This is a genomic window from Streptomyces aculeolatus, assembly GCF_020400605.1.
GTDB lineage: Bacteria > Actinomycetota > Actinomycetes > Streptomycetales > Streptomycetaceae > Streptomyces > Streptomyces aculeolatus.
Map to the genome: position 1 here is coordinate 335,550 of NZ_JAINRD010000002.1, position 23,531 is coordinate 359,080.

General features: G+C 72.9%; 17 protein-coding genes. 13 read left to right on the top strand and 4 right to left on the bottom strand.

Annotation, left to right across the window (positions count from 1 at the left end; all coding sequences use genetic code 11):
• Window positions 1–74: 74 nt before the first annotated feature.
• A complete protein-coding gene (locus LG396_RS05810; RefSeq protein WP_225793897.1) occupies window positions 75–1,517 on the bottom strand; it encodes a vanadium-dependent haloperoxidase in 1,443 nt (480 codons plus the stop codon).
• Window positions 1,518–1,795: 278 nt separating this feature from the next.
• On the opposite strand from LG396_RS05810, the gene LG396_RS05815 reads away from it, so the two are divergent.
• A complete protein-coding gene (locus tag LG396_RS05815; protein WP_225793898.1) occupies window positions 1,796–2,869 on the top strand; it encodes a ParB/RepB/Spo0J family partition protein in 1,074 nt (357 codons plus the stop codon).
• Between the two features lie 47 nt (window positions 2,870–2,916).
• Here LG396_RS05815 and LG396_RS05820 read toward each other — a convergent pair whose 3' ends face one another.
• Together LG396_RS05820 and LG396_RS05825 are read right to left on the bottom strand one after the other, a co-directional pair.
• A complete protein-coding gene (locus LG396_RS05820; protein ID WP_225793899.1) occupies window positions 2,917–4,446 on the bottom strand; it encodes a PQQ-dependent sugar dehydrogenase in 1,530 nt (509 codons plus the stop codon).
• A 76-nt stretch (window positions 4,447–4,522) separates the two neighbouring features.
• Window positions 4,523–5,515, bottom strand: coding sequence for a LamG-like jellyroll fold domain-containing protein (locus tag LG396_RS05825; RefSeq protein ID WP_225793900.1), 993 nt, complete (start codon window positions 5,513–5,515; stop codon window positions 4,523–4,525).
• A gap of 370 nt (window positions 5,516–5,885) precedes the next feature.
• Between LG396_RS05825 and LG396_RS05830 the strand changes: the two genes are divergently transcribed.
• The 4 genes from LG396_RS05830 (at window position 5,886) to LG396_RS05845 (ending at window position 12,787) form a co-directional block, all read left to right on the top strand.
• Window positions 5,886–7,466 (top strand): helix-turn-helix domain-containing protein, encoded by a 1,581-nt coding sequence (locus LG396_RS05830; RefSeq protein WP_225793901.1) that lies wholly within the window; start codon window positions 5,886–5,888, stop codon window positions 7,464–7,466.
• Window positions 7,467–7,614: 148 nt separating this feature from the next.
• On the top strand, window positions 7,615–8,169 hold the full coding sequence (locus LG396_RS05835; protein ID WP_225793902.1) for a hypothetical protein: 555 nt from the start codon (window positions 7,615–7,617) through the stop codon (window positions 8,167–8,169).
• A gap of 49 nt (window positions 8,170–8,218) precedes the next feature.
• On the top strand, window positions 8,219–12,202 hold the full coding sequence (locus LG396_RS05840; RefSeq protein WP_225793903.1) for a golvesin C-terminal-like domain-containing protein: 3,984 nt from the start codon (window positions 8,219–8,221) through the stop codon (window positions 12,200–12,202).
• A gap of 147 nt (window positions 12,203–12,349) precedes the next feature.
• Window positions 12,350–12,787 carry a TIGR02611 family protein gene (locus LG396_RS05845; RefSeq protein WP_225793904.1) on the top strand — a complete coding sequence of 146 codons (438 nt, stop codon included), beginning with the start codon at window positions 12,350–12,352 and terminating at the stop codon, window positions 12,785–12,787.
• A 204-nt stretch (window positions 12,788–12,991) separates the two neighbouring features.
• On the opposite strand, the gene LG396_RS05850 is transcribed toward LG396_RS05845, so the two are convergent.
• On the bottom strand, window positions 12,992–13,924 hold the full coding sequence (locus tag LG396_RS05850) for a hypothetical protein (protein WP_225793905.1): 933 nt from the start codon (window positions 13,922–13,924) through the stop codon (window positions 12,992–12,994).
• A gap of 278 nt (window positions 13,925–14,202) precedes the next feature.
• Here LG396_RS05850 and LG396_RS05855 point away from each other — a divergent pair, with 278 nt between their 5' ends.
• From LG396_RS05855 to LG396_RS05890, 8 genes are all read left to right on the top strand, one after another.
• Window positions 14,203–15,594, top strand: a complete 1,392-nt coding sequence (locus LG396_RS05855) for an aldehyde dehydrogenase family protein (protein WP_225793906.1) — start codon at window positions 14,203–14,205, stop codon at window positions 15,592–15,594.
• Window positions 15,591–17,147, top strand: coding sequence for a sugar ABC transporter ATP-binding protein (locus LG396_RS05860; RefSeq protein WP_225793907.1), 1,557 nt, complete (start codon window positions 15,591–15,593; stop codon window positions 17,145–17,147). The genes LG396_RS05855 and LG396_RS05860 overlap by 4 nt, the downstream gene beginning before the upstream one ends.
• Window positions 17,144–18,277, top strand: a complete 1,134-nt coding sequence (locus LG396_RS05865) for an ABC transporter permease (protein ID WP_225793908.1) — start codon at window positions 17,144–17,146, stop codon at window positions 18,275–18,277. The genes LG396_RS05860 and LG396_RS05865 overlap by 4 nt, the downstream gene beginning before the upstream one ends.
• Window positions 18,274–19,242, top strand: coding sequence for a substrate-binding domain-containing protein (locus tag LG396_RS05870; protein ID WP_225793909.1), 969 nt, complete (start codon window positions 18,274–18,276; stop codon window positions 19,240–19,242). Before LG396_RS05865 ends, LG396_RS05870 begins: the two co-directional genes overlap by 4 nt.
• The gene (locus LG396_RS05875; RefSeq protein ID WP_225793910.1) at window positions 19,242–20,762 is read left to right on the top strand and encodes a mucin-5B; all 1,521 of its coding nucleotides are present in this window, start codon (window positions 19,242–19,244) and stop codon (window positions 20,760–20,762) included. The genes LG396_RS05870 and LG396_RS05875 overlap by 1 nt, the downstream gene beginning before the upstream one ends.
• Window positions 20,763–20,825: 63 nt before the next feature.
• Complete coding sequence (locus LG396_RS05880) at window positions 20,826–21,605, top strand: GntR family transcriptional regulator (RefSeq protein ID WP_018839542.1); 780 nt, start codon at window positions 20,826–20,828, stop codon at window positions 21,603–21,605.
• Between the two features lie 214 nt (window positions 21,606–21,819).
• A complete protein-coding gene (locus LG396_RS05885; RefSeq protein WP_037748595.1) occupies window positions 21,820–22,461 on the top strand; it encodes a glucose-6-phosphate isomerase family protein in 642 nt (213 codons plus the stop codon).
• A gap of 2 nt (window positions 22,462–22,463) precedes the next feature.
• Window positions 22,464–23,492, top strand: a complete 1,029-nt coding sequence (locus tag LG396_RS05890) for an ABC transporter substrate-binding protein (protein ID WP_225793911.1) — start codon at window positions 22,464–22,466, stop codon at window positions 23,490–23,492.
• Window positions 23,493–23,531: the final 39 nt, after the last annotated feature.

Genomic DNA, 23,531 nt, shown 5'->3' on the forward strand with positions numbered 1-23,531 from the left:
GCCGACGGCGCCGGCCGCCGGCGGGGTGGAGAACACCCGCCGGCGGCCGGCGCCGGGTTGCCGACCGCGGCCGGTCAGCCGCCGTTCACCTTCCGCTGCACGAACTTGTAGCTCATGTCCCCGATCTCCGGCGCGTACTGCTCCGCCGCCTCGACCGACGACCGGAAGTTCTCGCCCGCCCAGATCCGGCTCTCGCCGCAGTCGTCGGCGAACTCCGTCCAGCTGTTCCACTGCAGCGTGACGTCGGCGGCCGGCGTGACACCCGGCTCGACCAGCGACGACCCCTTCGGGAAGGCGGCGGTCACCTTGATCTGGTCGCTGCCCGTGAACTGCCGCACCTGCGCGGCGAAGGCGAGGCACAGCGCGGAGCTGGCGGACGGGTACTCGGGGTGGTCGGCGGAGACCGAGTCCAGGTAGCCCTGCCACTCGCGGCCGGTGATGTCGTCGACGGTGCCCTGGCCGGGACCGCCCCACGCGGTCACCTTCCGGTCCCCGTAGAGGTAGTTGACGGCGGTGGCCGGCCGCACCGAGTCGAACTTGCGCTTGTAGTGCCAGGTGGCGATGGTGACGTCGATGAACGCCACGTCCGACATGGTGATGTAGTGCACGGTCTGCTCGGTGTTCAGGTTGCCCGCGAGCACCACCGGGGTGCCCGCGTACTGGCCGAAGGTGAGCACCTTGTCGTTGAACAGCTCGGCGGTCATCTTCTGCTCGTCGGTCAGCTTCGCCGACGCCTCCAGCACCTCGTCCGCCTGCCGCTTGTAGGCGCGGCGGTTGTGGTGGTTGCTGTCCGCCGGCGGGGAGACCTTGAACTCGGTGGGGCTGTCGTACGTGAACGGCTTCACCTTGCCGTAGTACGGGGTGGCGAACTGCTGGTCCTTGTAGACGTCCCGCGTCGAGGACGTGTTCGGCTGCCAGCGCGACGGATTGCGCAGCTCGTACGCGGAGTTGACCGGCCTGTATCCGGTGTAGTCCGCGTAGGGCCGCTTGTTGTACTTGCGGCCGCCCATGTCGCCGTCCCGGTTGCTGCCGTCGTCCTGGCGGGCCGCGATCGCGTTCTTCGCCGCGAGGATGCCGATGCCGCTCGGTGTGGTGGGGTCCTCGGCGGTGGCGGCCGGGTCGAGGCCCGCCGCCTCCATCATCTCGATCCAGCGGTCCTTGTACTCCGGCAGCAGGGCGTTCAGCGAGGTGAACGCCGCGTAGGTGACGGCGATGTTCTGGTTGCGCGTCGTGTGCTCGGATTCGGGACGGCGCGGTATTTCGGAGAAGATGCCCTTCGCCGTGGGGTGGTAGGGCGCGATGGCGTCGAACCACGGCATTTCGATGAGCATGGCGTGATCCACGGTCAGCGACACCGCGCGGCCCGAACTCTCCTCGCGCGACACCCGCTGGAACTTCGGATAGACGACTTCCATCAGTACGTTGTCATGGTCGATGTCGAAGCCGTCGTCCTGCGACGACGCCGGCACCGCACTCGTCAATGTCCCCGTCAGCGCCGCCGCGGTGGCGATGGCCACCGCGTATCCCAGACGCCGGTTCCGTAGCCGTGTCAATTTCGCCACCGGACGATCTCCTTGTTCGTGCGTGGGGTGGATCCGCAAACGGGCGCGCCGTATTGCGCAAAGGAGTTGCACACTGATCAAGGAGGCTAGACGCGCACCCACCCCCGGTCCACTGCTCGATCGGGTAGTGCGCACTACCCATGCTGGAGCATTTGCGGCCGTTGCCCGCGCGGAATCCGAGGGGAAGAATTCCGCCGGGAATACGTTCCTTGCTGGTTCCTACGGTCCGACGGGTGAGTGCGCGCATGCGGAACAGCGGGGAGGCGGCGGTGCCGCACGGCAACCCGTCCCGGCGGGAGCCGGGCCCGGACGCGGCGTTCGCGCTGCCGGTGGCGTCGCTGCTGCCCGGCGACTCGCCCCGGCTCGCCGGCGTCGACCCCGACCACGTACGCCTGCTCGCCGCGCTGCCCCGGCTGCCCCCGGTGCTCGTCCACCGCGGCACCATGCGCGTCGTCGACGGCATGCACCGGCTGCACGCCGCACGGCTCAGGGGCGAGACGACGCTCCCCGCCACCTTTTTCGACGGCGACGAGAAGGAGGCCTTCCTGCGCGCCGTCGAACGCAACCTCGCCGACGGGCTGCCGCTCTCCCTCCACGACCGCGAGGCCGCGGCCGTCCGTATCCTCGCCGCGTACCGGCACTGGTCGGACCGCGCCGTCGCCACCGCGGCGGGCCTCTCCCCGACGACGGTGGGCGCCATCCGGCGCCGCTTCTTCGTCCCGGCCGGGGGCGCGGACGCGCCCGGCCGGGTGGGCCGGGACGGCCGGGTCCGCCCGCTGGACGCCACCGCGGGGCGGCTGCGGGCGAGCCGGTGGATCGCCCGCCACCCCGACGCGTCGCTGCGCGCCATCGCCAGGGCGGCCGGCATCTCGGTGGGCACGGCCCATGACGTACGCGAACGCCTCCGCGCCGGCCGCGACCCCCTCCCGCACCGCCCCGCGGCCCCGGCCCCGCCCTCGGCCCCGGCCCCGAGCAGCGCTGCCCCGACCGGCGCCGCCGCACCCGGCCCGCCCCGTCCCCGTACGCCGTCGGGAAAGCCGCCCGCCCGCTGGCCCGCTGTGCGCGACGGCCTGGCCCGCGACCCCTCGGTGCGCTACGCGCCGGGCGGCCGGGCCTTCCTCGCCTGGGCCGACGGCCACGTGCTGGAGCCGGGCGACCTGGACGACCTGGCCGACCTGATCGACGCCGTGCCGCCGCACTGGCGTGCGGCCGTCGCCGAGGCGGCCCGGTCCTGCGCCGCCGCCTGGCTGGAGTTCGCCCGCGAACTGGAGCAGCGGGCGCGGCCCCGGCCCGGTCTCCCGGACTGACGCCGCACCCGCTGCCCGCTGCCCGCGGGCCTGTCGAGTCGCCCCGGCTACGGCAGCGCGGGGCCGCGGGTGCCGGTGACCTTCCAGACCTTGCCGTTGGCCTTCGCCAGCAGGTACAGCTCACCCGCCGCGTCCTGCCCGAAGCGCAGGTCGACTCGGGTGTCGCCGGCCAGGTCCCGGGCCGTGACGCGCTCGCCGGTGGCCGCGTCGTAGAGCCTCAGCTGGTGGATCGTGGCCATCTCGGCGGCGTCGCGGTCCATCTCGCCCGTCCTGCTGGCGAAGACGCGGCCGTCGACGAGGTCGCCGAAGACGTACGTGCCGCGCAGCTTCTTGCCCAGTTCGTCGCCGCGGTAGACGAAGCCGCCGGAGACGGCCCGGCCGATGTCGGAGGTGCAGTTCCAGTCGGCCGGCGGGTCGTGGTCGTAGGCGGCGACGGGATAGGTGTAGCCGTACTTGTCGTCGTCGGGCGGCAGCGGCTTGTACGCGTCGCACGGGTCGGCCGGGTCCTTGTCGAAGACGAACGGGCCCTCGCGCTCGCTCCAGCCGAGGTTGTCCCCGGCCCGCACCTCGTAGACCGACTCGATGGCGTGCTCGCCGATGTGGCCGAGGTACAGCCGGTTCTCGCCGCCGGTGTCCCAGCTGAAGCGGTGCGGGTCGCGGAAGCCGTAGGCGTAGACCTCACCGAGGGCGCCGGGGCGGCCGGCGAAGGGGTTGTCGGCGGGGACGCCGTACGCGCCGTTCGCGCTGTCGCCGCCGCGGGGGTCGATCCGCAGCAGCTTGCCGTGCGGCAGCGCGAGGTTCTGCGGCTCGCTGTTGCCGACGCCGGTGCCGCCGTCGCCCACCGCGACGTAGAGCTTGCCGTAGTCGGCGCCGCCCTCGCGGGCCGTGGGGTTGAAGGCGATCTGCTGGATGCCGTGGATGCGGCCGTTGAACCCGAGACGCAGCACCTCGCGGCGGGTGCCGGAGAAGGTGCCGGCGGCCGGGTCGTCGGCGGTCCACTCGGTGATGATGCCGTGGTAGCCGGTGTTCGGCTGCGGGGTGAGGTCCGGCTCCTCGTCGGTGGTGGACGCCAGCTCGGTGTGCACGGTGTAGAAGATGCCGTTGCGGGCGAAGTCCGGGTGGAAGGCCGCGTAGCCGAAGCCCTGGCCGAGGCCCTGGCCGGAGAAGAACTGCGGCGCGAACGTGGCCCCGACGTCGAGGTACGTGCGGGGCTGCGCGCCGTCCTCGACGAGGTACAGCTTGCCGTTGAGGTCCGGCACCGCCTTGCGGCCGGAGCCGTCGGGGAGTTCGGCGAGCGCGTTGATCCGGGCGTGCCGCATCAGCCGCGGGTCGGTCGGCGGGGGCGTCGGCTCGGACTTCGGGAACTGCGCGTACTCCTCGACGACGAGACCGAGCTTCGCCGGTACGGGCTTGGGGAGGATGGCGTCGCCGGGTGCGGCGGCGGCCGGGGGCGCCGCCGGTGCGGCGGCCGGCTCGGTGCGGGCCTGGGCGGGGGCGGTGAGCAGGGCGGTCGCGGCGACGGCCGCGGCGAGCGCGGGGGCGAGGAGGCGGGGCTTTCGGCGGGTGGGTATCGGCATGCCGGCTCCGTTCTGGGGGTGCGGTTGCGCGTGCGCTGCGTGCGGGGTGCGGCGGGTGGCGTACGGGAGCGGGGAGTCAGGGCCGCGGCGAGACCATCAGCCGGTACTGCGCCCGCACCTGCCCGTCGGTCAGCTCGCGGTCGAGGAACATCAGGCTGTCCATGCGGCAGTTGCAGGGATTGCGCTCCCGGGTGTTCTGCGGGAAGCTCCCGCCGATCTTGATGCCCGCGGGGTCCGTCGGCGACGCGCGGTGCTCGCCGGGCCCGCCGACCTGCCACGGGTCGCCGGGGACGGTGTAGAAGCCGTCGAGGCGTTCGCCGTTGCGGTACAGCGCCATGGTGCCGTCCGCGTAGTCGAAGGTCGCGGCCAGGAACACCCACTCGTCCGGCGGCAGCAGCCGGCGCCAGTCCTCGGCGGCGGCGAACGTCTGCGAGGCGCCCTCGTCGAGCCGGCGGCCCAGCGCCACGAGCCGCAGCTCGCCGTCCACCTCGATCAGCTCCAGCAGGGCCCGTACGCCGTGGCCGTCGGAGTTGCCGGCGAGCACGCCGGCCAGGCCGACGGCGCCGTAGCGGTCGTCGGGGGCCGCGGTGTTGGAGTCGGGGGCGGGGTTGTCGCCGGTGACCTTGAACCAGCCCATGACGGTGGCGGCCTCCGCCGCGTTGAACGCGCCCATGCTCGGCACGCCCTGCGGGTCGTAGACGCCGGCCTTCCAGTCGTCGTTCCCGGCGGTGGCGGGGGAGACCTGGGCGGTCTGCAGCGCGCTGCCCGCGCCCGGGAACGCGCGGTCGGGCACGCGCATCGCGGCGCCGCCGTTGACCAACTCGATGTCGGTGCCGGAGCGGCCGCGGTCGCGTTCGCGGGCGGGGTCGCCGGCGACCGGGTGGCCGAAGTCGTAGTACGCGACGAGGTCGGGCGTGAGCGCGGGCAGCACGACGGGCGCTCCGCGCCCCGCCTCGGCCTCGCCGGTGTCCTGCGCGGCCTGCACCGGCCCCGCCGCGAGGGCGGCCAGTGCCAGCGCGGCGGCGGCCGCGACGACCCGCGCGGCAGCGCTTCCGCTGTGCTTCGGCATTGCGTCATCTCCCCTGCGAGCAGGAACCGATCACGTCCAGTAAGCGCTTTCCATGCGCCTCGCTGCGGACCGTATCCGCGCGACGTGATCGCGTCAAGCCTGCGGCTCACGAGGCCGGGACGGGTGCGGGGCGCGGCTCTGTCACCGGCGGCAGGAGAGGACGGCGTCGGCACCCCTCGCCGCGGCGCCGCCCGTGTTCGGCGAGCGGTGCCGACGCCGTCGACGGGCCGAGGCCGGATCAGGTCCGATGGAAGCGCTCCCATTCGACCCTGGGCCGACCCGTGATCCCGGAGCGCGTGCGGCTCGCCGGGTGGGTGCGCTTCTCAGGAAGAAGTTGCAGGATATCTGACTGATGCAGAGGGGAGCTGCCATGCAGTTGTCAGAGGCCGGAGACCCGCACTGGCGCGTCGCGCGCTCCGGCGAACTGCTCCGCGAGGTGCAGCGGCAGGCCGCCCGGCCCCTGGAACCCGACCTGCCGCGCATCGTCGACTGGTTACGCGGGCACATCGACGCGCACGTCGCGCTCGTCTGGAGTACGGGCACGGTGGCCGCGGCCTCCGCGGGGTTTCCGCGTGCCGTCCTGGGCGGCGCGCTGGCGACCGGGCTCGCGCGGCTCGGCCAGGGCCGGGTCGGGGTCGCCGGGCTGGAGGCCGGCGGGCTGCACGTGCGTGTCGAAGCCCTCGATCCGCAGCCCGAGCCCGCCGGCCCCCGCCCTCGCACGGCCGCATTCGGTGCCGGCGGCGCACCCAGCCCGTGGCCGCCGCGACCGGTGCTGGTCGTCGCGGGCGCGGTGCCACCCGCCCGGGAGGCCGCCGGCCTCGCCGCGGACGCCGCCCGCTCCGCCTTGCTTCTGCTGCGCCTGCACGAAGCCGCCGCGGTGCACCGCAACTATCAGAACAAAGCCCGGCAGGTGCGCTTTGCCGTGCTCCAGGCGCTGCTGGTCGGCGACCCCGACCTGGCCCGCCGGATGACCGCCGGCGCCGTCCCCGAACTGCTGGACGCCCGCACCCTGCGCGTCTATCTGCTGCATTGCCCCCCGGCCGAGCGGGACCGGCTCGCCCTCGACCTCCAGGACCCCTCGGGCTACCACGACTGCGACCTCATGGTGCAGTGCCCGGTCATGCGCGAGCACCTCATCTGCCTCGTCTCCCAGGACTCCGACGACGACCGCGCCCCCGCCGGCCGGGGCGCGGAGCTGCGCCGTCTGGCGCGCGACAACGCCGGCTACGCCCTGGGTATCAGTGCGGTGCATTCGCTGGAGGCCACGGCGCAGGCGTACGAGCAGGCCCGGCACACGCTCTCGGTGGCCCGGCACCTGCCCGGCCGCGTGGCGTCCTATCGCGGCGAGTCGCCCCTCGCCCAACTCCTGCCCCGACCGGACGCGGTGGCGTGGGCACGCTCGTTCCTGCAGCCTCTGGCCGTCGCGCCCCGGCTCACGGCGCACATTCTGCGGGCCGGGCTGACCGTATCGCGCTCGGGGGCGGCCCGGTTCCTGGGCGTCAGCCGCAACACGGTCACGGCCCACTTCAGGCGCGCGGAGCGCCTCCTCGACCTCGACCTCGACGAGGTTGTCTCCCGGGCTCTGCTCAACCTCGCCCTTTCCCTCGCCGACCCGCCCCCGGCCGCCGCCCCCGGCATCGGCGACACCGGCGGCGATGCCGCCCCCTCCTTCTGCGAACTGATCCACTCGCAGCCCGCGAGGGACTGGGCGGTGGCCTTTCTGCACCCTCTGGACGACACCCTCCGCACCACCGCACGGGCCTGGGTCGCCGCCAACTCCGACGCCCAGCGCGCCGCCCGGGGCCTCGGCATCAGCCGCAACACCGTCAGGGCGCGGCTGCGCACCGCCGAGGTGCTGCTCAACCGGGACCTGCTCACCACCGGCTTCGGTATCTATGACCTCGTCCAGTCCCTCGCCATCGAGGACGGGCGTGTGGCCCGTCAGCCATGAACGGTTCCTGAGAACCTCCTGAGAATCCGTGCACCGTGCGCAGCCCGCCCGGCCCGGCTGCGCACCGTGCTCGTTGTCCCCGGACCCCGCCCCGCTTAGCGTCCGTTCGGTCATGAACCGAACAAAGCGAAGAATCCGGGGAGACGGCATGAAGTGGGTGAGGGCCGGCGCAACCGTCGGTGCGGCTCTGGCGCTGAGCATCGCAGGAGTAACTCCCGTGGGAGCGTGGTCGGCGCAGGCGTCCGCCGCCGACGCGCTCGACGAGCTGGTCGCGCCGCAGGCGGACGGGGAGACGCGGCGGATCGCCGCCGCGGACCCGCAGGCGGTACGGACGACGGCCACGCTGTGCGGCGACGGTTACAACCTCGTCGGGGCCGAGCAGCTTCCGGACGACGGCTGGCGGCTGGGGACGCTGTTCCGCTACTCGAAGCTGACGTCCGGCGGCAACTGGCGTTACTGCATGCTTTTCGACAACAACACCGGCAGCACGAAGTACATGCGGCTCAGGACGTGCGAGTACACCCTCGAAGACCCGGAGTGCCGCACGGACCAGGGTGACTTCAGCCAGTACGCGGGACCGGTCTACACCGGGCTGCACTGGCGGTACCCGCAGTGTTCCAAGGTCGTCGCGATCATGAAGAACACGAAGGAGAGCGACAACGCCCTCATCGACGCCGTCCGCACCGCGAACACCTGCAACTGAGGGCGGGAAGACAGACATGACGAACCTTCGACGCAGCCGGAGATCCCTGTTGCCGACCGTCGTCTCCCTTGTGGCGGCGGCGGCCCTGTCGCTGCCGCTCGCCTTACCTGCCGTCGCCGATCCCGCCGGCCCGGGCGCGCCGGTGTCCCCGGCGGCGGCCGGCCCCGGCGACCGCCCCGACCGGATCGCCCCCGCCGACCGGCTGGACGTGCTGGGGGACGGATACCGCTCGTCGGACGACCGGGCGTGGACCACCACCGGCGATGCCGCCGGTTTCCACGTGCTGGTGGCCGACGCCGCGGACGGCTACCGCTGGCGTACGGCCGCCACACTCGCCGAGCCCGGTTTCGAGGCCGACGCCTGGATCGGCAACGCCTGCGTGACCGGGTCCGGTGACCGGGCCGTCGTGGCGTACGCACCGCGTACCTTCACCAACGACCCCGAGCTGATGAGCAGGGGCGCGTTCACCGCGGTCGTCGACCTGCGGACCGGCGAGGTCACCAAGCTGCCGGTGCAGGCGTCGCTCGCCTACTTCTCGCCCGGCTGCGGCGCGGGCGAGCGCGCGGTGCTCGCGCAGTACGCGGACGAATCGATGGGGGAGAACACCACCCGGCTGATCACCGTCGACGCCGCGGCGGGCCGGGCCGCCGCGCCGCTGAAACTCGACGGGCAGGTCACCTCCGCCATCCCGTACGACGGCAACACGATCGTCGCCGCCGACGGCACCCGCCTGGTGCGGATCGACGAGCGCGGCAGGCGCGCCGAGATCGCCGACACCGCCGCCACCCCGTTCCGGCTCACCCGGGACGCCGCAGGCGGCATCGGCTACGTGGACCGGCCCGGCCGCGACGCGCGGACCGGCGACACCCCCGGCGAGGTACGGTTCGTGCCCGCCTCGGCGGTGCCCGCGGCCGGGCGCGGCGGCACCGGGGCCGAGCCGAGGCTCGTCGCCACCGGCGAGCTGACCGCGTTCGATCTCATCGGCTCGGCGTCCGGGGAGCTGTACGTCACCGGGGAGGCCGCCGCCCGCGGGCAGGCCCCCGCGCATCTGCACCACCCCGGCGGGCTGGCCAGGGACGCCGTGGCCAGCACCCGGGGCCGCGCGGTCGTGGCGACCGGGTGGGCTGACGGCGGGGAATCCCGGTCGGCCGTCGAGGAGGCCGTGGACGCGCGCCCTGTCACCGTCGACCTCACCGTGCCCGGGACCGGGAAGACGGCGCGGCTCGGCGCCCTGCCCGCCGCCGAACCGGTGGCCGGGAGCGCGGTGGCGTCGGGCCGGGAGACCTCGCCCGCCCTCACCGGGGCCGGTGGTACGGCGCGGAGCGGGACCGCGGCCTCCGCTGATCCGAACGATCCGGTGGAGTCGGAACGGACCTGTTCCGTGCCCCGCGGCGACCCCCGCAAGCAGGCGTTCCAGCCGAGCCCGCGGCAGGTCGAGTGGGCCGTGGACCAGGCCGTGATCGACGGGCTGGACAAGTGGATCGACCGCCCGGCGAACTGGAAGAACACCGGGATGGAGGCGTACAGCCCGCAGGAGCTGTTCCCCCTGCGGGTGCTGGCCGGCGACCCGAACGGCACCGTGGACCGCGACGACGAGTGGCACATACCCGCGCAGATCCTGCTCGGCATCACCGCGCAGGAGTCCAACATGTGGCAGGCCACCCGCTTCGCCGTGCCCGGTGTCACGGCCAACCCGCTGATCGGGAACTACTACGGCACCAACTACGCCTCCGACGGCACCCAGGTCGACCCGTGGCGTATCAACTGGGCGGACGCCGACTGCGGCTACGGCATCACGCAGGTCACCGACGGCATGCGGCTCCCCGGCCACGGCCAGCCGACCCTGAGTGAGAAGCAGCAGGAGGCCGTGGCCCTGGACTACACAGCGAACATCGCCGCCGGCGCGGACATCCTGGCGGAGAAGTGGAACCAGACCCGCACGGCCGGAATGACCGTCAACAACGGTGAGCCGCGGTGGATCGAGAACTGGTTCTACGCCCTGTGGGCGTACAACTCCGGCTTCTACCCGAAGTCGCAGGCGGACCAGAACAAGGGCAAGTGGGGCGTGGGGTGGACCAACAACCCGGCGAACCCGCTCTGGAAGGCCAACCGGCTGCCGTTCCTGGAGAGCGCCTCGGGCGGCGACGACTACTCGCACGCCGCGCACCCGCAGGACTGGCCGTACCAGGAGAAGGTGCTCGGCTGGGCGGGGCGGCCGATCTCCGCACTGGTGGAGCCCGGTGAGTTCGAGGCGGGCTACCGCAAGGCGTGGTGGAACACGAACGCGGACCGGACCGCGGTCAAGCCGCCGGAGAGCCTGTTCTGCGACGAATCCAACGAGTGCGACCCCGGCCTCATCGGTCCGGACGACGAGAACGACCCCGGGCTCGGCGCCTGCACGCGCGAGGACCTCTACTGCTGGTTCCACGAGTCCACCGCGTGGAAGGACTGTGATCTCAACGCGGCCTGCGGGTACGCGCTGCACCGCTTCGACGACACGTATCCGGAGCAGCCGGACCTCAACTCGTACCCGCCGCGCTGCATCAGCGGGCTGCCGCAGGGGGCGCTGATCGTGGACGACCTGCCAGACCAGGCCGGATCGGCCGGCTCGTCCCAACGGCAGTGCGCGGGCTTCCGCTCCCAGGGCACGTTCGAGTTCACCTTCGCGGAGGACGAGGGGCAGTACCCGGGGAAGATCGACACCCATCAGATCGGCGCGGGCTACGGCAACCACTTCTGGTTCGGCCACACCCGCGACACCCACGATCCGCAGGACACCGACGGCAGACGCCTGGCCACCACCGGCACCTGGACGCTGGACCGGCAGCTCGACGGCTGGGCCCGGGTGCTGGTGCACATGCCGGACCACGGCGCGCACACCCGCCAGGCCGCCTACGTGATCGACGGCACCGACTCCACCAGCCCGGTGCGGGTGCACCCGCAGCGCACCAGGGAGAACCGGTGGGTGGACCTGGGGGTCTTCCGCTTCACCGGCACCCCCAAGGTGTCGCTCGGCACGGATACCGCCGACGGCAACGGCAGCGAGGACGTCGCCTGGGACGCCGTCGCCTTCCAGCCGCTGCCGGAGAAGCCGGCGGACTTCGTCGTGGCGATGGGCGATTCGTACTCCTCCGGCGAGGGCGCCTCGGTGTCCGGCGGCGGCGACTACTTCCCCGAGACCGACTGGGGTGGCGACCAGGGCGACCTGCGCCACGCCTGCCACCGCTCCACCGAGGCGTGGTCGCGCCAGGCGGCGCTGCCGGGCAACGGGACGAGCGTGGGGGAGCGCGTCGCCAACTGGGACGAGACGCTCGATTACCACATGACCGCCTGCTCCGGCGCCCGGACGCACAACTTCCCGGTGGGCGGCGAGGGCGGTTACGGCGAGTTGCCGCAGCTCGCCCAGGGCTACCTGGACCAGAACACCTCGCTGGTGACGCTGTCGATCGGCGGCAACGACGCCCGCTTCACCGACATCGTCGACAAGTGCATCCGCGCCTTCGACGAGTGCTACCGGGAGACCCTGGACGGTGACGACGCGCCACTTGAGGAAGCGGAGCCCGCGTACATCCGCAACCAGGTCAAGGCGGCGATCGTCGAGACCCTGGGGGCGATCCGGGCCAAGGCGCCCGACGCGGAGGTCGTGCTGATGGGCTATCCGTTGCTCTACTCCGACAGCGGGAGCTGCCTCAACTACCTCGGGATCAGCGGCGAGGAGGCCGCGTGGATGAATGAGATGGGCGGGGTCATGAACGAGAGCATGGCCGACGCTGTCACGGAGGCGAACGCGGCCTCGGGTGAGACGTATGCCACGTTCTCCGATCCGACGGAGGCATTCGAGGGCAAGTCGGTCTGCGGTGACCCGGAGGTCGTCCACGGCGTGGTCACGGACCTCACTCCCGGCGACGACCCGCTGTGGGACTTCGGAGCGATCGAGGGCGGCATTTCCGCCCAGTCCTTCCACCCGAAGACCGACGGAGCCCGGCTGTACGCGAACACCCTGGAGCAGACGCTCCGGGAGATGGGAGGCTGAGCCGACGCCGCTGGGGCGCAAAGCCGGCCTACACCCTGGGGAGGAGCTTCCCCCGGCACGACTGTCCATCGGGTGGACGGCCGGGGGCGGCTTACCCCGTAACGTGTGCTCATGCATGTCGAGCGTGGCGATCAGGGGGGCGACAGAATGGACAAAACCGACACCGACGCTCCGGTGGCGAAGCTGGACGAGCCGCAGAAACCGGACACTCCGGAGCACCAGGCGTGGGGGTCGAGGGCGCCGAGCTTCATCCAGCGCTCGCGCGCGCTGCACGTGAGCTGGCAGGTCGGGGTCTTCATCGTGGGCCTGGCCATCGTCATCGGCGGCATCATCCTGCTGCCGCTGCCGGGCCCCGGCTGGCTGGTGATCTTCGCGGGCATGGCCGTCTGGGCGACGGAGTTCGTGTGGGCGCAGATAATCCTGCGCTGGACGAAGCGGAAGGTCACCGAGGCGGCGCAGCGCGCCCTCGACCCGAAGGTGCGCCGCCGCAACGCGATCCTGACCGCCATCGGCCTGGTGATCTGCGGGGTGCTGCTCGGTATCTATCTGTACGAGTTCGGCCTGGAGATGCCCTGGAAGGTCTGACCGCCCAGGGCTCCGCGGCCCGAGGCGCGCGGCCCCGTCACGCACGGTCCCCGTCCCGCGCGCCTCACCCGGCCCCGGCGGGCAGCCGCAACGCTGCCCGCCGGGGCCGGTTCTTCCCCCGTATGCGTACGAGCCCTGCCGGTCCGGCCCCCGCCCCGGGGCGCGTACGGCCGGCTCCGCCTGCCGCCCGGGACGCGCCGCGGGTCACCTGCGGCGCCGGAACCAGCGCCGCTTCGATGCCGGTGCGTCCTCGCCCGCCCCGTCCGGATCGTCGAACAGCAGGTACTCCACCGGTCCGGAGAGCCGGGACGCGGCGCCGGTCTCCGGCGCGGCGGTGACGAACACCAGCCGCCGTCCGCGGCCGGGGGACTCGATCGGCAGCACCCGGGTGCGGTAGAGGCCGTTCTCGCTGATCATCCCCTCGCGCTCGTAGAGGCTCACCAGGACCAGGCCCATGCGCCGCTCCAGTTCCTCCCCGTCCCGCGTGTCCGACTGGTTCACCTGGGACCTGACGGTGATGCCGCCGCGGTCCTGCCAGGTGCAGGCCAGGTCGAGGAGTTCCTCGGCCTCCTCCTGGCTGGTCGGCGTGGACCGCCAGAGGATCATCACGTGCTCCAGCTTTTCGGTGAACTCGTTCGCGGGCTTCCCGCGCGGCCGCCCGGTCGGTACCACCGGCGTCCCGAGTTCGCCGCGGCAGCCCTGCTGCGGGCAGCGCGGTTTCTGCGGATCGAGGCAGTTGCGGCACAGGGTGTAGCGGCAGACCTGGCACTGGAGGCCGATCGGGTTGGTGACGACCAGGCGCACCTGAGAGGCGATGTCGTGGCCCGAGTACCAGAACTGCGTGCAACGACTGCATTCGGTCGCGATGGGTGCGAAGTAGGGGTTCCCGTACTGCCGCCGGGCGACCGGTTCGGCGATGCCGGGGTCCGCGGTGCGGCGCATCCCGGTGTGCAGGAGCGGCAGGGCGAGGCGGTACGCCTCGGACGACTGCCCGTGCGCCCGCAGGTGGCGCAGGGTCGCGTCGAGCGCCGACCCGTACCGGCGCTCGCGCCGCAGCCGCTCCACCGCGTCCGTCAGTTCGGGCACGGGGTCGTCGTGCCCGGGGAAGTGGAATCCCCCGGTGTCGTACGCCGCCACTCCTGACTCCTCCCGTTGCCCCTGCCGGCCGGGCAGACGGCCACGCTAGGCGCCGCGCCCGGGGACCGGTCCCGGTCGGGCGTCCGGCCCGGAGCCGTACCCCCATCCCCGCCCGCCTCGGCCCGGCGCGGAGCCCGCCCCCGGGATCGCTCCCAGCGTGACCAGGGGAAATACGTGGGATGTTAATTAGTCAGGTGGATTGACAAATTGACAGGCCGTTGTCAGCATCGGCGCCGTTCGGAATCTCGAACGCCGCCGCTGCCCCACGGAGAGCCGCCATGCCCACCTGTCACGTCCGCAACCCAGGAACCGGCGAGCACCTGGGAGAGGTACCGCAGTTCACCCCCGAAGACGTCGATCACGTGGCCGAGTCGGCGGTACGCGGGCAGCGTGCCATGGCCGCCATGCCCGCCCACCAGCGTGCCGCCCGGCTGACCAAGGTCGCCGCCCTGCTCGACGCCCACACCCCCGAACTCGCCGCGCTGCTCGCCGCCGAGAACGGCAAGCCCCTGGCCCAGACATCGGACGAACTCGCCGCCGCCGCCCGCATCTTCCGCGGCTTCGCCGGAGAGTCGACCCGGCTGTTCGGGCGCCAGATACCGCTGGACGCCGTACCCGGCCTGGAGCGCCACCTCGCCGTGACGCTCACCGAGCCGCTCGGCCCGATCGCCGCCCTCGTCCCGTTCAACTACCCCGTCGAGCTGTACGCCCACAAGGCCGCCGCCGCGCTCGCCGCCGGCAACGCCGTCGTCGTCCAGGCGCCGCTGCGCTGCCCCCTGACCGTGCTGCGCGTCGCCGGACTCGTCGCCGCGGCCGGCTTCCCGCCGGAGGCGCACCAGGTGTTCACCGGCGGCCCCGACGTCTCCCGCCGGCTCGCCGACGCCCCCGCCATCGCGGCCGTGAGCCTCACGGGCAGCACCGCGGCGGGCCGCGAGATCGCCCGCCGCGCGGCGGCGACGCTGAAGAAGACCCACCTGGAGCTGGGCGGCAACGACGCGCTCATCGTCTGCGACGACGCCGACGTGGACGCCGCCGCCGAGGCCGTCGTCCTCGGCCGGCTGGCCCGCGGCAACGGCCAGATCTGCTGCGCCGTCAAGCGCGTCTACGTCCAGGACGCCGTGCACGACGAGTTCGTGGACGCCCTGCTGGCCCGCACCATCCGCCTCAGCGTGGGGGACCAGCTGGCGCCCGGCACCGACGTCGGCCCGCTGATCAGCGAGGAGGCCGCGGAGCGGGTGGAGACCGCGGTGGCCGCGCTGATCAGGGACGGCGCGCGGCGGGCGGCCGGCGGCTGGCGCAGCAAGGCGTTCTACGAACCGGCGGTGCTGGTCGACGTCCCCGACGGCAGTCCGGCGCTGGCCGAGGAGATCTTCGGTCCGGTCGCGCCCGTCGCCCGGTTCACGGACCCGATGGACGCGGTCCGGATGGCCAACGACTCCCCGTACGGGCTGCAGGCCGCCGTCCACACCCGCGACCTGCACCGGGCGTTCGCGATGGCGGGCCGGCTGCGGGTCGGCGGCGTCGTCATCAACGGCTCCACCGCGCTGCGCGCCGAGAACCTGCCGTTCGGCGGCCCCGGCGACACCGGCGGCAGCCGGGAGGGACTGCACGACACCGCGCGCGAGTTCACCCGCGAGAAGACCGTCATCGTGCAGGACGTCCTCGCATGAGCGCCCGGGAGAAGCGCGCCGCCGGGCCCGAGGTGCTGCGGATGAGCGACGTGCACAAGTCGTACGGCCGCACCGAAGTGCTCCACGGCGTCGACCTCGTCGGGCACGCCGGCGAAGTCCTCGCCCTCGTCGGCGCCAACGGGGCCGGGAAGTCCACCCTCATCAAGGTGCTCGCGGGCGCCGAGCCGATGAGCGCCGGCGAACTGCGGGTGGGCGGCGAGCGCGTCGCGTTCGGCTCCCCGCACGCGGCGCAGGCCCACGGCATCCGCACCGTGCACCAGGAACTGACGCTGGTCCCCGAGCTGTCGGTGACCGAGAACCTGCTGCTCGGCAAGCTGCCCCGGCGCCTCGGCGGGCTCGTCGACTGGCGCACCGCGCACGCCCGCGCCGCCGAACTCCTCGCGGGCATCGGCTTCGGCGCCGTCGACCCGCGCGCGCGGGCCGGCCGGCTCAGCGTCGCCCGCCGGCAGATGGTGGAGATCGCCAAGGCGCTGGCGGGGGGCCGCCCCCGGGTCCTGATCCTCGACGAGCCCTCCGCGGTGCTGGCGGGCACCGACCTCCAGGCGCTGTTCGCGCTCGTGCGGCGGCTGCGCGCCGAGGGCGTGCTGATCGTCTACGTGTCCCACCGGCTCGCCGAGATCGGGGAGCTGGCCGACTCGATCGCGGTGCTCAAGGACGGCCGGGTGGTGGCCCGTACGCTGCCCGCGGACACCGACGAGGACCGGCTGATCCGGCTGATGGCCGGCCGCGGCACCGGGCAGCTGTACCCGGCGAAGCGCACCGAGCCGGGCCCCGCGCTGCTGGAGGTCGAGGGCCTGAGCCGGCCGGGGGAGTTCCGCGACGTGTCGTTCCGGCTGCACGCCGGCCGGATCACGGGGCTGTTCGGGCTCGTCGGCGCGGGTCGCAGCGAGCTGGTGCGGTGCGTGTTCGGCGCCGAGCCGCCGGCGGCCGGGTCGGTGCGGGCGCTGCCCGTACGGGACGGTGACGCGCCACCGCCCGCGCCGGGAACGCGGTTCGCCGGGCCGCGCGCGGCGATCGACGCCGGGCTCGCCCTGGTCACCGAGGACCGCCAGCGCAGCGGTCTCGTGCTCGGGCTGACCGCCGCCGAGAACATCGGCCTGACCACGCTGCGCACCGCCACCCGCGGCCCGCTGCTCGACGGGCCGCGCCGCCGCCGGGAGGCCGCGGACATGGTGCGCCGGCTGGACATCCGCCCGGCGAACTGCGCCGCGCTGCCCGTGTGGACGCTCAGCGGCGGCAACCAGCAGAAGGCGGTGCTCGCGAAGTGGCTGCTGACCAAGCCGCGGGTGCTGCTGCTCGACGAGCCGACCAGGGGAGTGGACGTGGCAACGCGCGCGGAGATCTACCGGACGCTCGACGAACTGGCCCGCGGCGGGATGGCCGTGCTGCTGGTCTCCTCGGACCTCACGGAGGTGATCGGGGCGAGTGACCACGTGCTGGTGATGCACGAGGGCCGGCTCGTCGCGGACGTGCCGGCGGAGGGCGCCACCGAGGACGGCGTCCTCTCGTACGCGATCGGGCGTGCGGCGTGAACGGGCGCCCCTCGGCGGCGGACGCCGCGCGGTCGGCAGAGACCGGCAGGACCGACGCGGCGCCGGACCCCGGGAGCGCCGGGACCACCGGGAGCACCGGGAAGGAGCCCGCGGACCGGACACCCGCCTCCGCGCCGGCCCGCCTGCGGCTGCCGCGGCTGGTGGTGCGCGGCCGGGACCTCACCGCCGAGGCGGGGATGCTCCTGCTGCTCGCGGCGTTCGTCGCCGTCGCCGGCTCCACGACCGACGCGTTCCTCACCGACACCAACCTCACCAACCTGATGAAGCAGATGGTGACCACCGGCCTGCTCGCCTACGGCATGCTCGTGGTCATCGTCACCGGCGGCATCGACCTGTCCGTCGGCTCGGTCGTCGCGCTGACCGGCATCATGGCCGCCGGCCTCGCCGCCGACATGCCCGTGCCCTTCGCCCTGCTGGCCGGGGTGGCCGTCGGCATCGGCTGCGGGGCGGTCAACGGCACGCTCGTGGCGAGATTCGCGATCGCCCCGTTCGTGGTGACGCTGGCGGCCCTGACCACGGTGCGCGGGCTGGCGTTCGTCTACTCCGAGACGCCCGTCGCGCCGACCGAGGAGAGCTTCTTCGAGCTGGGCTCCGCGACCGCCGGGCCGTTTCCCGTCGCCACGCTGATCATGCTCGGCGTCTTCCTCCTCGGCGGGATCTTCCTCACCCGCACCGCGCCCGGCCGGGCGCTCGTCGCCATCGGCGGCAACGCCGAGGCGGTGCGCCTCGCGGGGATCGGGGTGCGCCGGCACCTCGTGCTCGCGTACACGATCAGCGGCGCCTGCGCAGGGCTGGCCGGCGTCATCCTGGCCAGCCGGGTGGGCATCGCGCAGCCCAGCGTGGGCACCGCGTTCGAGCTGGACGCCATCGCCGCCTGCGTGATCGGCGGCGCGAGCCTGGCCGGCGGCAAGGGCTCGGTCCGCGCCACCTTCGCGGGCGTCCTGCTGCTGGCCCTCATCAACAACCTGCTGAACCTCCACAACGTGCAGAGCTTCTGGCAGCAGGTCCTCAAGGGCCTGATCATCGTGGCCGTCATCCTCGTGCAGCGCGCCGGCCGGCTGCGCGGCGGGAGCGGCGGCACCGACCGAACGAAGGCGAGTACGACATGATCCGCATCCGTACGGCCGGGGCGCTCGCCGCCGGCCTCCTCACCGCCACCGCGCTGGCCGGCTGCTCCGACGACTCCGGCGGCTCCGGCGGGGACGGCTCGTACACCGTGGGCGTCGCCAACTTCACCCTCAGCGGCCCCTACTTCAACGGCATGGACAAGGCGATCGAGGCCCGGGCGAAGAAGAAGGGCGTCGAGGTCCGCTCCACCGACGCGGGCGGCGACGCCGCCAAGCTTGCCGCCAACGTGGACGACATGCTCGCCAAGGGCGTCGACGCCGTGATCGTCTCCGGCGGCCCGCTGGAGTCGGCGCCCGCGGTGCTGAACGCCATCAAGGCCGCCGGCAAGCCGGCCGTGCTGGTCGACCGGAAGTTCCAGACCGGCGACTACACGAGCTGGATCGGCCCGGACAACGAGGCCATCGGCAGGCAGAACGGCGACTTCCTGCTGGAGCGGCTGCCCGACGGCGGCAAGGTCGCGATCATCAAGGGCGGCCCCGCGGACAACAGCATCGGTCTGGCCCGTACCGACGGGGTGAAGCAGGCCCTCGACGGCGCGCCCGGCATCGAGCTGGTCGAGGCGCCCGGCTTCGGCGACTGGACCACCGACGGCGGGCTGAAGGTCATGGAGGACCTGCTCGCCGCCCACTCCGACCTCGACGCGGTGTTCTGCGAGAACGACGCGATGTGCCTGGGCGCGCAGCGCGCCGTCGCGGACGCCGGACGCGAGAAGGACATCGTGCTGGCCGGCGTGGACGGCCAGACGGAGGCCGTGAAGGCGATCCTCGACGGCACCAACTACCTGGTCACCGGGCTCAACGACGCGGACGAGATCGGCAGCCTCGGCCTCGACCGCGCCGTCCAGATCCTCGACGGCGAGGAGACCGAGAAGGACACCGTCGTCCCCGCGCCGATGGTGACCGAGGACAACGCGAAGAAGTACTACGACCCCGACGGGAACTTCTGATGACGTCTACGTCCCGACCCCCCGCCCGCTCCGGCGGACTCGCCGCCCGCTCCCGCCGCGCCGGCCTCGCGCTCGCCGCCGGCGCCCTGGCGCTCACCCCCGCCCTCCAGGGCGGCACGGCGACGGCCTCGGCCGCGCCCGAGGGCGCCGCCGCCGGCTCCGCGGTGGAGTGGCAGCTGCTGCACGAGGAGGACTTCGCCGACCCGCTGGACCCCGACGGCGCGTCCTGGACCCGCGAGACCTACGACGAGCCGTTCGACACGATCATGGACGACAACGGCCAGTGGTACCGCAACGACTACGGTCCCGACTGGGAGGAGGCGATGGGCTCCTTCGACACGTACCGCAAGGAGTTCCCGGTCGGCGACGGCGGCTGGCTGACGGCCTCGCTCTCGGCCCGCGACTGGAACAAGGACGGCGAGATCGAGGAGCCGCCGTCGATCACCAACGGCACCGCGGGCGGCGACCCCGTCGCCCGGCTCGACGTGCCCGACCACACCGGCGGCGCCATCCTGCGGCCCACCGAGCAACTGCCCGACGAGTACCGCATCGAGTACAGGCTGAAGACGCTGGACTTCGGCGGCAAGCGCAACGGCTCCATCGAGTACGACGGCCGGATCAACGGCTACGGCGCCGAGGGCTGCAAGACGCAGCACCCCTGGGGCGAGGGCTCGAACAGCCCCGGCTGGGAGGGCGACGCCTCCGCGCCGTACTGCGAGTGGCAGGACGTGCGCGAGGGCCCGTACGGCTACAACGGCTTCCACTACATGTCGATCGTCGACTTCCCCGATCCCGCGCCCCGCAACAACCACTTCTGGCACTACCGCCGCAAGGTGCTCATGGACTCCTTCGCCCAGCACCCCGACCGTGTCGGCGGCGGCACCGGCGGCCGGATCTGCGACGCCTCGACCGCGCAGTACTACGACTACAAGGACAGCAGCTTCAACACCGTCAACATGTGGATCAGCGGGATGCCCAACTGGACCCCGGGCCAGGGCGGGCTCGCCGGGAACTCGCAGTGGTTCATGTCGAGCTGCTCCGGCGGCGTCGCCGAGCAGCAGCTCTCCTCCGCGGGCGAGCTGCAGCCGGAGCTGATGCCGAACGAGGACTACACCTTCGCCATCGAGCGCGACGCCACCGGCTACACCTTGGAGGCCAGCGGCAACTTCGCCCGCGCCGGTCGGCAGACGCTCCGCTTCCACCGGCCGTTCGTCGTGGGCGATGCGCCGATCTGGCACTACAACACCAAGCCGGAGGAGTACGACGGCCGGTTCAACGGCGACCTGGTGCAGAACGACAAGAACGGCAGCACCACCTGGGCGGACCAGTGGCCGCAGGGCTCGGCCTACCCCGACTCGTTCGTGATCGGCGACCTCTACACCAACGTCTACGAGGGCAGCGCCAGCCTGACCGACCTGAAGATGTTCGTGCCGCAGGACCAGGACGACAACCAGGACGGCGACCAGGACGGGGACCAGGACGACAACCAGGACGAGGACCAGGACGAGGACCAGGGCTGAGGGAGGCCCTGCCGGGGACGGCGGCGGGCGATCGGTCCGGGAGGGTTGTTATCCTCTCATGACATGCAGTCAAGTATCGATCGTTCGTCGCTGCTCCCCTTCTACCACCAGCTCAAGCAGATCCTCCTGGGCGAGATGGAGAGCCGCGAGCTGGGGCCCGGCGACCGGCTGCCGGGGGACCACGAGCTGTGCGAACGCTACGGGGTCTCCCGGACGGTCGTCCGCCAGGCCCTCGCGGAGCTGGAGTCCGAAGGGGTCATCGAGCGGATCAAGGGCCGCGGCACCTTCGTCGCCCACCCCAAGACCCCCGAGGGCCTGGTCCAGTCCCTCACCGGGCTGTACGAGGACGTCGCCGCCCGCGGCGGACACCTGCGCAGCCAGGTCCGGAGGCTCGAAGTCGTCCCGGCGGACGCGCAGGTCGCCGGCGAGCTGGAGGTGCCGCCCGGGCACCCGGTGATCGTCATCGAGCGGCTGCGGTTCGTCGAGGAGGAGCCGTGGGTGCTCACGATCACCCACGTCCCGCAGGAGGTCGCCCCAGGCCTCGTCGACGAGGACCTCACCCAGGAGTCGCTGTACGCGCTGCTGGAGGGCCGCTTCGGGGTGCGGCTCGTGCAGGGCCGCCGCTCGGTGGAGGCGGCGGTGGCCTCCGCGGAACTGGCCCGCAGCCTCGGCGTCAACCGGGGCGCCCCGGTGCTCGTGCTGCGCAGCGTCAGCGTCGGCGAGCAGGGCCGTCCGGTCGAGAGCTTCGTCGCCTTCCACCGCGGCGACCGCAGCCGCTTCGAGGTGGAGCTGTCCCGGCAGTCGGGCGCCCCGCCCCGCCCGCTGATGATCGTCACCGACTGACGCCCCAGGGGCCCTGTCCGTCCCGTACGCCCCCTGCACCCCGACCTTCGCGGCCGGTCCGCTCACCCGAGCGGGCCGGCCGCTGACGCGTGCGCGGGGAGCGGGAGGGGCCGCTGCGGGAACCCTTGACATCCTGACCGTACAGGATGTCAAATGACCAGGTCGTCACGCTGACGCCCTCCGGAAACACCCCGCACGACCCCAGGAGGCCACGGTGCCGTCATACGCATCGCCCCCCATCGAGCCGAGTCTCATCACCTTCGATCCGCGGGCCGGCGGCATGAGCCCGTCGGGCCCGGTGCTCACCCGGCGCATGTCCGATCTCGACGGCCTCTTCGCCGACGGCGACGCCTGGCGCGCCGCGGTACGGGACGGCGGCGACCCCGTCGTGTACGACGTCGCCTCCTCGCCCGTACCGGAGGCGGAGGGCGAGCTGCCGCAGTCGATCACCACGATCCGGCCGGGCACGGTCGGCGGCGAGTTCCACATGACCAAGGGCCACCAGCACCCCAACCCGCAGGGCGAGATCTACCTCGGCCTCGCGGGCACCGGCGGGCTGCTGCTCTTCGACGGCGACCGGCCGCAGTGGATCGACATGTACCCGGGCGCCATCGGCTACATCCCGCCGGGCTGGGCGCACCGCAGCGTCAACACCGGCGACGAGCCGTACCGCTTCCTGGCCGTCTACCCCGGCAACGCCGGCCACGACTACGGCTGGGTCCTCGCCCACGGCATGGGTTACCGCGCCCGGCGCGCCCCGGACGGCGGCGCGCCCCTGCTCGTCCCCTTCACCGCACCGTCCCCCTCGGCACCCTCGTCCTCTCCCTCCCCCACGTCCCCCAGCAACCAGGAGTAGCCATGGCGCGCATCCGTTTCGTCTCCTCGGGGGTGGCCGCAGCCCTGGCCGTGGTCTTCGCGGCCGGCGGCGTCGCCGCCGGGAAGGCGGCGTTCGACGACTCCGGGTCCTCCTCGGGCGGCGGCGCCGCGGTCGGCGGCACCAAGGTCGACGTCATCACCAAGGCCACCGACTCCGACTTCTGGCAGTCGATGCTCGCCGGCTCCAAGCAGGCGGGCGACGACTTCGGCATCGACCTCGGCCTCTTCGGCCCCACCTCGGAGACCGACATCGAGGAGCAGGTCAGCCTGGTCGAGAACTCCATCTCCCGGGGCGCCGACGCCATCGTGCTGGCCTCGAACTCCTCCACCGCGCTCAACAGCGCCGTGGACCGGGCCCGCGACGCCGGCATCAAGGTGATCACCGTCGACAACGCGATCACCACCGAGGCCGAGGGGTTCATCGGCACCGACAACGTCAAGGCCGGCGAACAGGCCGGGGTGCGCATGTGTGAACTGCTCACCGACAAGGGCCAGGAGGACGGCAAGATCCTCCACGAGAGCTCGACCTCCGGGCAGCAGGTCCTCGTCGACCGGTTCAACGGCTTCAAGAGCGGCCTGGCCGCCGAGTGCCCCGACGCCGAGATCATCCAGACCTCCGTCAACGACAACGACCTCAACAAGGCCGTCTCCCAGGTCAACGACGCCCTCACCGCGACGCCCGACCTCGCCGGGGTCTTCGCCGACAACAACACCTCCGGCACCGGCGCCGCCAAGGCCGTCGCCGAGCGCAACGCGAGCGACCGCGTGTCCGTCGTCGCCTTCGACTCCGACCCCGCTGAGATCGCGGGCGTACGCGACGGGTCCATCGACGCGATCATCGTCCAGAACCCGTTCTTCTTCGGCTACCAGGGCGTCGTCGAGGCCGCGATGGCCGCGGGCGACAGCACGCCGCCCGTCCGGCTCGACCCGGGCGCCGTGGTCATCGACAAGTCGACCGTGGACGAGGAGCAGTACGAGCAGCTGCTCAACCCGCCCAAGACCAAGGGCTGAGGGCCGGCCATGGCGACCCCCGAGCCGAGCCCCGTGGTC